The organism is Paenibacillus sp. FSL L8-0708 (assembly GCF_038009325.1).
GTDB lineage: Bacteria > Bacillota > Bacilli > Paenibacillales > Paenibacillaceae > Paenibacillus_AQ > Paenibacillus_AQ odorifer.
The window spans coordinates 2,629,267-2,640,823 of the sequence record NZ_JBBPBC010000001.1 but is presented as its reverse complement, the minus strand read 5'-3'; the positions used below and the strand labels follow the sequence as shown (position 1 = coordinate 2,640,823).

Genomic DNA, 11,557 nt, shown 5'->3' with positions numbered 1-11,557 from the left:
AGCTATTTGACCATCGCTAGTGCCAGTCCATCATAGGCAGGCAGACATGTACTGATAAGACGTTCATCCGTGGCGATCATCTCATTGAAGTGGCGCACAGCCAGGATGGCAGGACCATTTCTATCTGTATTTAAGGTACGTCCACGGAGAAAAATATTATCACCCGCAATGATCGCTCCTGGATTGGCCAGCTTGATGGCATATTCCAAGTAGTTAGTGTAGTTCAACTTATCTGCGTCAATGAAAAAGAAATCGAACCTAGCGCCCTCTGCTTCCAGTGCCTTCAGGCTGTCCATTGCGGGTCCTATTCTATACTCCGTAGTATCCCCGAAGCCTGCCAGCTCTAAATTACGGCGGGCAAGCTCGGCATAGTCGGCTCTCAGCTCTAGCGAAGTCAGTGTGCCACTTTCAGAGAAACCACGGGACAAGCAAATTCCGCTGTAACCGCCAAGTGCGCCAATTTCCAAAATACGCTTTGAGCGAGACAGTCTAACTAGCATGGTGAGCAGTCTTCCGTACCCCGGCTCGACAGACACCGGCGGCATGCCTGCTTGAACGATTGCTTCTTTTACTCGAAGCAGAATTTCGTCCTCTGTATAAAGTTGTTCACTGTATTCTTCTTGCGTAAGCATAAAGATTCTCCTTTGAGGATCCCCCGTTTGCTCATAGTAAGGGATGACGGGGAACATTTTATGATTTATGGAATGCCGGGCATTGTGAAGTGTCCCACATTCCCCTATACTTGTATGGATGCTTTAAAGGACGACAATGTCGTCTCTTCTTATTGTACTGGCTTTTTGTATTTATCTACAAGTTAAACGGAGTTGAGAGTATTTGAGCAAATTACAATTAATCGCTACTGCCCCTATGGGTTTAGAAGCTGTGGTAGCGCGCGAATTAAACGAACTGGGTTATGAGACCAAGGTCGAGAACGGACGAGTATTATTCAGCGGTGATTACATCGATATCTGTCGCTGTAACTTGTGGCTGCGTACATCTGACCGCGTATTGGTTAAAATGGGCCAATTCCCTGCTAAAACCTTTGACGAGTTATTCGAAGGGGTTAAAGCCTTGCCTTGGGAAGATTGGATTCCAGAGAATGGAGAATTCCCGGTTGAAGGACGGTCCCATAAATCACAACTAACGAGTGTACCCGCTTGCCAAGGGATTGTCAAAAAAGCTATTGTTGAGAAGCTGAAGCTTTCGTATCATACAGACTGGTTCCCGGAGAACGGTCCTCGATATGTGATCGAAGTGATTTTATTAAATGACATCGCTTTGATCACATTAGATACCACAGGACCCGCGCTTCACAAACGGGGTTACCGCAGACATGCAACAGAGGCTCCACTGAAGGAAACAATGGCTGCTGCACTAATCCAGCTTAGCCGCTGGAATGGCCATCGGCCCCTGTTCGATCCATGTTGTGGTTCGGGAACACTGTTAATTGAAGCTGCCATGATCGCTTGGAATATTGCTCCAGGACTACGCCGCTCATTTCCATCTGAACATTGGCCAGTCATCCCCAAACATCTTTGGGAAGAGGCGCGCGAAGAAGCTTTCGATGCGGTGCGCGACGATTATCCTTTGCAATTAACAGGTACGGACATTGATCCAGAAGCGATCGAAATTGCTGAAGCTGCCGCCAAGAGTGCTGGACTGTCCGGAGAAATCACCTTCAAAGTGATGGCTGCCGCCAAAGCAAGACCTGAAGGAGAATATGGTTGTATCATTACCAACCCTCCCTATGGGGAACGGATCAGTAATGACAAAGAAGTGGAAAAGCTGACCCGCCAGTTTGGTGAAATGATGATATATCTGCCAACATGGTCATTTTTTGCGATCAGCCCTTACAAGGAATTCGAACAATTTTACGGTCGTAAGGCAGACAAACGCCGCAAACTGTATAACGGACGTATCGAGTGTCAATATTATCAATACTTGGGTCCACTTCCACCTAGAAATCCGAAATAATTAGGATCACCATTGTTTTGAATGCAGAACGGACATCTACCTCGTATGAGGAGGATGTCCGTTTTTCTCCGAGTATAAGACTGTTTTAGTTTAGCGCCTATAACTTTACGCTCATATATTTCTACGAGAAACGTTTATCATCTAAAAAAGACAACAACGTTGTTTATTCTGGTTTTATTTATTTTCTGTGTTAGGAGGTTTTATAATGTCTGGCTTTCCATCAAATCGGAGCAGCACAACCGTAACAAGTACAGTAGTTGCTGTGATTCGCTCCCGATATATCGGTTATCTCCTTTTTCTTGGCATCATGCTGGCCAAGTTATTATTTCTGCATAGTGGGCTGCATGCTCCCAATATAGATATGAACCGGCAGGACAAATGGATTGCTGTAGGTTCAGTCATGTTATTGTCTTTTTGGACCCTGTGGCTTCCCCGCCGGGGACAGACGATAGCGTTGTTAAGTATAAACTTGCTTCTGACACTGCTTATTTATTCGGATATCGTCTACTATCGTTATTTTCAGGATTTTATCACGGTACCCGTATTGTTTCAGGCTGGACAGATGGATGCTCTTGGTGGAAGTATCTTCGCTCTACTGCGTCCTTCCGATCTTTATTTGTTCGCTGACTGGCTTCTGCTTATTGCCTATGGAATCGGAATAGGGTTCTACCACCGGAAAACCCATACATACTTGTCTAATGCCGCCCCTCGCCGTTCTGGGCAATTTCACTCTTATTCTCAAACCGGTTATTCCCGCCGCTCTTCACGCCTGAGAAGAACGCTGAAAAGAAGCGTGAATGGCATCGTTGCTCTGGCGCTAGGTTGCGTGCTAACCTTTGGACCTATACACACCTACGCTACTACCTGGGCTAAAGATCTATTCACTGGCAACTGGTGGAGTCTGGCGATGTATAACGTAACCGGACTAATCGGTTTTCACGGTTATGATATTTACTTATATGCTAAAGATCATCTAGGTCCGCAGCCCGAGCTTTCGCAAGAAGAAGCCACCTCAATGCAGCTCTGGTTCAATAAACAAAACACTGAGCAAAATGCCAATAATGACAGCTTTGGAAAATACAGCGGAAGCAACATCGTTGTTATTCAAGCTGAAGCTTTTATGAACTTTGTAGTTGGACGCTCAATATCCGGCCAGGAGATCACGCCTAATCTGAACGCTCTAATCAAAGAAAACACCTATTTCAGCAACTACTACCATCAGACCTCACAAGGCCGAACTTCCGATGCGGATTTCACGTCCAACGCTTCCCTGTACCCGCTGGTCTCCGGCTCGGTATTTGTCCGTTACCCGGATCATCAGTTTGACACGCTACCTGCTATTTTGAAATCAAAGGGCTACAGTACCAATGCTTTTCATGCGTATGAAGGCAGCTTCTGGAATCGGCAGATTATGTATAACGCGATGGGTTATGACCATTTTTATAACAAAAAAGACTATACAATAGACGAACCTCTAGGCTGGTCTCTGGGTGACAAATCCTTTTTGCGGCAATCCCTCGATATTATGAACACTTCAGAAACGATACAGCAGCCTTTTTATTCATTTTTGACTACACTATCCAGCCATCATCCTTATTCTCTCCCTGCAGATAAACAAGGGCTTGATACTGGAGAGTTCAAGGGCACGATCTTCGGAGATTATTTGCAGGCTGTTCACTATACGGATGAAGCTTTAGGGGAAATGGTCAAAGAGATGAAGCAGCGTGGGCTGTGGGATAATACCATTGTTGCTTTCTATGGAGATCATGATAATTCGATCCAGGAGACCTCTTATTACGAACAATTTCTCGGCAAAAGCCTTAACGCACTCGATATGCAGCAAATATTGCATCAGGTTCCCTTGCTCATTCATCTGCCAGGCTCTAACGCCTCTGTCCTTGATTCAGCTCCAGCTGGTCAATTGGATCTTACACCTTCCTTGCTCCATTTGCTGGGGATCTCACGTGATCCTTATTATCTCATGGGCAATAATCTGTTTAGCGGGCATGAGCGTCTTGTAACGCTGCGATCCGGCGCCTATGCCGATGCAAAGCTGTCTTATCTCCCCAGCGAAAATGGGCAATTTGCCAGCGGAACCTGTTATAGTCTCGAAAGCCGCGAAGCCGTTGACGTAGGGGAGTGCAGCATCGGGTATGAGACCAGTAAGCTCCGGCTACAGATCTCCGACGATATCATGAAATATGATGGAATCAAGAAGCTCAAGAACACACAATCTGCACCTTAAGCTTACATCCGGGTAAACGAAGAGACTATCCAAAAAAACTATCGAAAACGGCTGCTGCGATATCCTCTCTATGTTGGACATTTACCACTTGATCGTTGTTGGAAGCACGTTTGGTTTTCCGACTTAAATACGTAAAGTATCTCACTAACGGACACAGCTGACCCTAAACGCAGCATTATCCGAGATTTGGAATGCTAACGGACTCCAGAGCAGCTATTAGCCTAGAAAACGCCGATATGAGCCTCTTTTTAAGGAATAGCGTCACTGGGGTCCGAAATCTTGCTTTAAAGGCTAAAAACAGGCAAATAACGTCATCTGAGTCCGTAACGCCTGTGTGATGGTGGAATGATGGGATGGTGGGCTCGATGAGACGGTGAGATGGTGGGACGATGAGATGATGAGATGATGAGACGGAGAAATGATGGGATGATGGACACGATTGAAGTAAGCCGTCAATGGCCAGAAAACGCAGAGCAGCGATCCTCCAAATAACAGGAGAATCGCTGCTCTGTTTACTTTTACTTATTCTGAGAATAAAGAGGGATCGACCCTATTATCTTAGTTGATAAGAACTCAGTATTATTTCTGAACGGAGGGCTGTTTGATAAAAGCTTCCGCTTTCTTCAACACTTCATCCTCCGTTGGAGCACTCACATAACGACCATTCACATAAACAAAAGCCCGTTTGCCACATGGACCGCAGTACGACTTGCAGCCGACCTTGATCTCGGCATCAGGTGCCATTTTTTGCAGCTTAGGGATAATACTTTTCAACTTCATGAAATTACATTCATCGCACACTTGTATTTCGTTAGCCATGGAGCAACCCTTCTTTGTGTTCGAAATTTACAGGCGAATGTTTAGTGATCGCCGTGATTACCTTTAGAGGGATTCGTAATGACAAAACCTTCTTGTGGAAGATACAAATAATCAACGACCACGCCATCAAGGAGTGGTTGGCTCGGATCAAGAATAACATCGATTTCCTTATCTGTCGATACTACAACATCGTTCTCTTTAGGCGTGTCCAAGTCCAGTCCGTAGTGAGCATGATCACCGTGTGCATGTGTAATTGCTACGCGCAGCTTCAACTCACTGTTTCCTTCAAGCTCCATTTGTTTCTTTATCACTTTAGCCGCATTGCGGGTAATTTTGACCTTCATCTATATTCCATCTCCTAGTCCGAAAATTAAATACTCAATTACTTATTTTAAAGGTAAATGACATGTAAAAGCAACTATATTGGCTAATTAGCTCTGAAGTTCTTGTCGAAAATGTGCGGTGCTATCTTATTCACCCTGCTGAAGGGTAGGATATTTCCGGCTCATTCGTGACACGAACCAGCCCATTAGCAGCATGGTCACTCCAATATCATCGATCGGAATAAATGGCATGAAGTCCGGCAAGACCCAATAGAGCAGTACTGGAATTGTAAATAACAGCTTGTCCCCCATTGCTACTTTAGGGGAGCGGATGTATTGCCAAGAGCTACTGAAGATATGGGACCATTGTTTTAGTGACAGTATTTTTTTCAGTTTCATGGTGACCCTCCTCCCAAGTAAAAAGGATACAGCCGCGGATAACGTGTAGTGACGACAGCGGCCATACCCTATGGTTTATTTTACGCAAGTTTACTGCAAATGTTTCATAATTATTTCACATTGGAAAGGAGCGTTGCTAATATAAGTCCTGTTTCCAGGGCCATATCTTCAAAATCTGCTAGTGGCAGCGGATTTTTGCCAATCCCAAGCTCCACAGTAAATCCAGGTTTGCGGAAGGTCTGAATAAACCAATCCTTATATCCGGCATCACTTCCCGTCAGCTCCACTGCCCGGTAGCTGCTCGCAACTGCCAGCTGTGCGGCTAATTCACGGCTCTCGGGAGGCTCATACCCCCGGTAGTTCCAATAAATCTCTCCTCCTTGGCTATGCAGAGACACTGCAGCTTCGCCAGGCGCTTCCTCAGCCAGGGCTGCCAGAGCAGCTGCTTCAGGCTCACTCAACGGCTCAGGGCCGCTGTAATCCCGCGGTGAGGGCTGCCTTACTCCCCGACGTTCCCGCTCCTCTTCCCAATGAGCGGGAAATTGATCCCCAAGATCCACACCGCGGATGTTAGCTTTCCAATGCCGGAAGCTGCTTCGTCCACCATTCCATCTCATGAGGTCATCATAAAACGGATGGTCAGGCAAAACCCCTTCCTGAACCAGCTCCACACCATCTGGATTAGCCATAGGCACGACCCATAATGTCCAGTTTTGGAACCAAACCTCAGGGTTATGTCCATTCCATTCCAAGCCTTCAGCATAAGCTGCTGCATACTCCTCTATGAAGGACATCAAGCATGGCGAAGTCAGCCATTCATTGGCATGCAAAGCGGCGTTAACATGCAGATGACGAGTGCCGTTCCCGATCTTGAGTACATGGAGTGGCTTGCCGAGTACGCTCGTGCCTATTGTGGCTGCTTGTATAAACGGGTATTGGACAAGCAAGCTGTCAATGTCACTCTCAACATCAGCCGGACCGTACTCCCCGCGCAGAAACACCACGCGGTCTGGAATCGGGGGTGGAATGACAAGTATTTTTCCAGGTGTACAGCAGCGCCCTGAGGTCACCCCAGGATTAAGCTTCTCCAAATCCTCTAAATTCACATTAAATAATGAGGTTATCCGTTCTGGAGTGTCCCCTTCCTGCACAGCATACCTTTTACGCGGCGAAGATGGCAGAAATAAAACCTGGCCTGGGTATAAATAAGACTGCCTCCCAACCCATGGATTACCTTGAATAACATGCTCAGGAGTTAATCCATGTAGAGCGGCAATTCGGCTTACGGTATCTCCCCTGTTTGCAATATATTGTCGCATTAGGTCTCATCCTCTCGGCCTTAAATTGCTGATACAGCAATACAAAAACAGCGGCATACAGCACTTAACTCTATTGTATGCAAGCGCCACTACCCGGCATGAAGGAGAAATGAATCACAAGAAAAAACAACGTCATCGCCCTTTATAGATGGCAACCATTTCTCATGAAAATAAGGATATTACAGATCCGCAGCGTATAAATGCTTATATTTCAAAAAAACAGACTGGGAAATGTGCTTTCCCAGTCTGTTTTTCTTTTTACACTCCCATGGAGTTTGTCCCTATTCAATTCAACATTGCTCCTGCTTATAACGTGGATACTTGCCACACTACTGGAGTACGTCTAATTTGTTCTCCAAGCCAGTCTCGCGCGATGCTTTGAAACATCTCAGCATCACCGCTGCAGAAGAACTGATGAATTGGACTTTCATCGCCGATGGACAGCTTGCCTTTGTCATATAAAATTGTGCTGATCTCACGAGCGGTCTCATCTGCAGAACTGATCAGCTTGACTCCTGATCCCATAGTCTCACCAATGGGTTCTACAAGAAATGGATAATGAGTGCATCCTAAAATTAAAGTATCGATGTTAGTGTCTTTAATGCCTTCTAGTGCCTCTTCTACGATATCGTAACTTTTCTCTGAGCGGAACTTGCCTTGCTCGACAAGTGGGACAAGCGCTGGACAGGCTTGACTTACAACCTCAACAAAAGGGGACAACTGCTTTAATGCGTTAGTATAAGCTCCGCTGTTGATGGTTCCTACCGTACCGATCACGCCGACATGTCCGCTTTTGGTTGCGCTAATTGCTGCGCGGGCTCCGGGATGAATCACCCCAATTACAGGGATGGAGACCTTCGCTGAGATATAATCGAGTGCCGCAGCTGTTGCGGTATTACAAGCGATAACGATCATTTTAGGATTAAACTGGATCAAATAATCTACAATTTGTTCAGTAAACAGTTGTACTTCCTCGGTCGAACGGGGTCCGTACGGAGCTCGGGCAGTATCTCCGAAATAGATGATCTTCTCCCGCGGGAGTTGCCTCATCACTTCTTTGACAACTGTTAACCCTCCCACACCTGAGTCTAATATTGCTATAGCTTGCTGCACGAACACACCGCTTCCTTCTACTTGTTTTGTGTAGCTTATGTAAGGTGAAAACAAAATGTACCTGGCTTTCAGCCCCAATTGCAGATATTACTCCTTTTGCCCTCTTAGTTCAAGACTAGTCTTCTTCCATCATTTAACAAGCGGGTGCAAACTAATTAAAAAAGCCACCCTCCGCCCAATGCGAAGAAGCGGCTCTATTATAAGAGAATGAGTACTCTTTTACCACTGAAACAGAGGATTTAAACCACGGTCCCATTATAGGATTTCTTTATCAACCTTGTCATCTTGAACGACTTCTTCAAGGCTAACTTCTTCGCTTACATCTTCACTTATAGTGTCCTCAGCCCACTCAGTTTTCACTTCCAAAGTGGCAGCAGCCTCTTCAACTGCTTCTACAGCGTCAACTGCTTCTACAGCTTCTTCTGTAGCAATACCGCTTACAGTTACTGTGATTTTTTCTTCTTCATCAACAGCATTCGCACATGATTTGCTCCATTCCCGAACTTCATGCACTACATGCCCAATCGAATCTTTTGCTTTGTCATAAATCTCAATGCTCTTGTCTCCGGCTTGAACGGCAATTTCTTGAACCTTCTCAATACCAGCGGCAGTTCCTTCAGCAATATCCTTGCGCAGCTCTTTACCTGGTTTAGGTGCGAACAGCAATGCTGTTACCGATCCAACCACACTGCCGACTAAAGCGCCCCATAATAAGCCTTTGGTGTCCTTTTTCATCGTTTCATCTCTCCTTTAAATTCATTGCTCCCCGCTCTACCGGGCTAATGCCTATATCTGCTATATCATAAGCAGCAGGGGATTGTCTTGTGACTAATTATTATAACTTTTCAGAAGTTTTGTCTGTAACATTTTTGGGTACGATAGCGTAGCGGCAGCAATGGCCGCCCTCTGCCATACATTCATTACGTGTGACCTTAGCATCCAGCAGTTCTTCGAAAAGACTATGCTCACATTGGCATGCCTTACGATACTGGGTAGCCACTTGGCGAATCGGGCAATTGTACTCCCTTATGACATATGAGCCATCCTCTTCGCGGTTCCATTCTGCCATATATCCACCGGCATTTTGGATGGAAGATAACTCGGCGACGCGTTCTTCCAAATTCCGCCGTTCCATCATCGGAGCATACTGAGCGAGCATTCGGCGGCGGCGTCCTTCAAATAATGTATTAACAGCATCCAGTCCACTGCCGTAATCCAATTCACGCAAAAGCTCCAAAGCCAAGTTGTGATAACTTTTTGGGAAATATTCTTCGGCTCTCTCCGTTAATGAGTACATATGTAAAGGCCGCCCCATCGCTTGCCGGACCACTTTTGTCTTTGCAAGCCCTTCTTGCTCCAGCTGAAGCACATGACGACGGACACCCATCTCTGTAATTCCCAATTCTTCTGCCAGCGCGCCGATGGTCAGTGTTCCTTTCGTCTTCAGGAGCGTCATAATCATTTGTCTTGTCGATCCGTTTTCCTGCCCCATCTTCATCATAAAGGAACCCCTCTCTTTCACGGCTATCGCCTATTCTATGTGATTCTATCCTATGCTATTATAGCGGTACACTGGCTCCAAGCTCCTGGTCCAAATATTTCCGTACCTCAACGGCAAACTGCTCAAGTACTTCCGAAAGAATGGGGGTAAGTGGATGCAGATCTCCTCTCTCCCAAGCATAATAATCCTGAACGAGTGGCTTACGCAGAGCAACTAATTCTATCAATCTCTCATAAATCACACTTTGACCTAGCACTTTCTCTTCATGAATAATAGAAATTATATCCTCATAACTTCCAGCATCACGCATAATAAACCCGTCAATGAGACAGCTACCAACGTCTGTTACAACCTCTATTGCCAGATGGAGGCAGCGTTCCTGTATTAGTCCGGTTAATGTTGTACCATCCCAGGAAGCTGCTACAGTCCGAAGACCAGCGGTAATATCAGGGATTTGAGCAAGAATGGTTTCGATTTGATTGCGGTTGACATAATACACAGCAATACCCCCATGTCTATAATTGTTAGAGAACCGTCCTAATCTCTACTTACCGCGTTTGCCACGGCGTTTCAGCCAGAAGAACATTACGAAACATGCTCCGAGAAAAACGACTAAATAAGTTAACGCTTCCATTGGATACTCAAGCTCACGCATTCCTGTCACCGCTTCCGGTATAAAATGATGATACTATATTCAAGCAGCAGCTTAAATTTCGTAATCTACAGCAATCGAGAGCTCTTTGACTTCATTAATGTGAGCAATAACTTCTTTATGCGCCGGATGAACCTGATACGCCTGTAAATCCTCTAGAGAAGCCACTTCTGTGACTAGAGCAATATCAAAGGAACGATCGGAATGAATGATGTCAGCACCCACCTCGATGGAGAGGAGCTGCGGGATCTTGCCTTCCATATTACGCAGTACTGCTACCGTTGCCGCTACGCTTTCTTCGGACCGATCTTTTAATTTGAAAAACACAATATGTTTGATCATTCTATATCGCTCCCTAATGTAATATTGTAATTAGATATTAAAAATATATCATAAGCGTAGCTGTTCTGAAAGAAACTTAAACGGTGTTGTCAGAAATAGCAGCATTAACCATTGCCGATATACCAGAAAGTGTTGTAGTATATTTTTAAAAAATCGGAGGAATTATGCCTAATAACCAACAAGAAACTCATAATATCCAGGCGTGGTCTCTGATCAATCGCAAATACCTTGGACAAGGCGTTCGAGTCAAAAGATTTCGCCGTCCAAAGCGCAGCCAGATTAGAAACCGTGTGCTGCTTGCTGTATTGATGGCTAAGGATATCAAGCTGTCACGACTCGCAGAAGAGCTTGGTATATCCTCACGCAGTGTAAGCGCTTGGGTATACGAAGGTCGTATCCCTTCCAACAATAACATTGACAAGACCTGCCGCCTATTGGGGTACCCACCCCACATTCTGTTCAATGAAGCATTGATTCGTCAAAGCCCCATTGTATGTCAGCCTACACCTTCACGTTTTATGAAAAGAAGTATTACCAGTTCACCGCGCAGCAATGTTATCCTGACCGGACTTTGTATGGTTTACGATTTCTCAGTAACGGATGTAAGTATCTGGATAGGCGTCCATCCTGGAACATTTCGAAAATGGCTCCACAACAGCCATCTGCCGACCCCTGCTCTGCAGGAAAAAGCCGAAGCTTTCTTTCGGATTCCACGCCATATTCTATTTGCAGACTGCGGAACGCTCTAATACAATCCTCTCACAAAACACGTCTAACACAGCCCTTCTTCAAGAAATCATGAGAAGGGTTATTTGCCATACCTTTTTTTCTTAAAAAGAGGTCATACTACTGTGTGTAAATATATTGTGT

The 11,557-nt window shown here is 45.4% G+C and carries 13 protein-coding genes; 3 read left to right on the top strand and 10 right to left on the bottom strand.

The window, feature by feature from the left end:
* Positions 1–2: 2 nt before the first annotated feature.
* On the bottom strand, positions 3–632 hold the full coding sequence (locus NYE58_RS12375; protein WP_076191324.1) for an O-methyltransferase: 630 nt from the start codon (positions 630–632) through the stop codon (positions 3–5).
* 202 nt (positions 633–834) lie between these two features.
* Between NYE58_RS12375 and NYE58_RS12370 the strand changes: the two genes are divergently transcribed.
* Complete coding sequence (locus NYE58_RS12370; RefSeq protein WP_036689227.1) at positions 835–1,974, top strand: THUMP domain-containing class I SAM-dependent RNA methyltransferase; 1,140 nt, start codon at positions 835–837, stop codon at positions 1,972–1,974.
* A 205-nt stretch (positions 1,975–2,179) separates the two neighbouring features.
* Positions 2,180–4,219 carry an LTA synthase family protein gene (locus NYE58_RS12365; RefSeq protein ID WP_341001984.1) on the top strand — a complete coding sequence of 680 codons (2,040 nt, stop codon included), beginning with the start codon at positions 2,180–2,182 and terminating at the stop codon, positions 4,217–4,219.
* Positions 4,220–4,798: 579 nt separating this feature from the next.
* On the opposite strand, the gene NYE58_RS12360 is transcribed toward NYE58_RS12365, so the two are convergent.
* The 9 genes from NYE58_RS12360 to NYE58_RS12320 form a co-directional block, all read right to left on the bottom strand.
* Entirely contained in the window at positions 4,799–5,038 is a 240-nt protein-coding gene (locus NYE58_RS12360) for a DUF1450 domain-containing protein (protein ID WP_036689224.1), read from the bottom strand.
* 41 nt (positions 5,039–5,079) lie between these two features.
* On the bottom strand, positions 5,080–5,382 hold the full coding sequence (locus NYE58_RS12355; protein ID WP_036689223.1) for a HesB/IscA family protein: 303 nt from the start codon (positions 5,380–5,382) through the stop codon (positions 5,080–5,082).
* A 126-nt stretch (positions 5,383–5,508) separates the two neighbouring features.
* Positions 5,509–5,760 carry a hypothetical protein gene (locus tag NYE58_RS12350; RefSeq protein ID WP_076219390.1) on the bottom strand — a complete coding sequence of 84 codons (252 nt, stop codon included), beginning with the start codon at positions 5,758–5,760 and terminating at the stop codon, positions 5,509–5,511.
* 110 nt (positions 5,761–5,870) lie between these two features.
* The gene (locus NYE58_RS12345) at positions 5,871–7,079 is read right to left on the bottom strand and encodes a M14 family metallopeptidase (protein WP_076219389.1); all 1,209 of its coding nucleotides are present in this window, start codon (positions 7,077–7,079) and stop codon (positions 5,871–5,873) included.
* Between the two features lie 306 nt (positions 7,080–7,385).
* Positions 7,386–8,192 (bottom strand): glutamate racemase, encoded by an 807-nt coding sequence (gene racE, locus NYE58_RS12340; protein WP_036689641.1) that lies wholly within the window; start codon positions 8,190–8,192, stop codon positions 7,386–7,388.
* 255 nt (positions 8,193–8,447) lie between these two features.
* The gene (locus NYE58_RS12335) at positions 8,448–8,927 is read right to left on the bottom strand and encodes a YtxH domain-containing protein (RefSeq protein WP_341001982.1); all 480 of its coding nucleotides are present in this window, start codon (positions 8,925–8,927) and stop codon (positions 8,448–8,450) included.
* A 100-nt stretch (positions 8,928–9,027) separates the two neighbouring features.
* Positions 9,028–9,693, bottom strand: a complete 666-nt coding sequence (locus tag NYE58_RS12330) for a helix-turn-helix transcriptional regulator (RefSeq protein WP_038569796.1) — start codon at positions 9,691–9,693, stop codon at positions 9,028–9,030.
* 58 nt (positions 9,694–9,751) lie between these two features.
* Positions 9,752–10,192: a DUF86 domain-containing protein gene (locus NYE58_RS12325; protein WP_076125085.1), complete on the bottom strand. Its 441-nt coding sequence runs from the start codon at positions 10,190–10,192 to the stop codon at positions 9,752–9,754.
* 207 nt (positions 10,193–10,399) lie between these two features.
* A complete protein-coding gene (locus NYE58_RS12320; RefSeq protein ID WP_036689213.1) occupies positions 10,400–10,687 on the bottom strand; it encodes a Dabb family protein in 288 nt (95 codons plus the stop codon).
* Positions 10,688–10,851: 164 nt separating this feature from the next.
* On the opposite strand from NYE58_RS12320, the gene NYE58_RS12315 reads away from it, so the two are divergent.
* Positions 10,852–11,436, top strand: a complete 585-nt coding sequence (locus tag NYE58_RS12315) for a helix-turn-helix domain-containing protein (RefSeq protein ID WP_036679391.1) — start codon at positions 10,852–10,854, stop codon at positions 11,434–11,436.
* Positions 11,437–11,557: the final 121 nt, after the last annotated feature.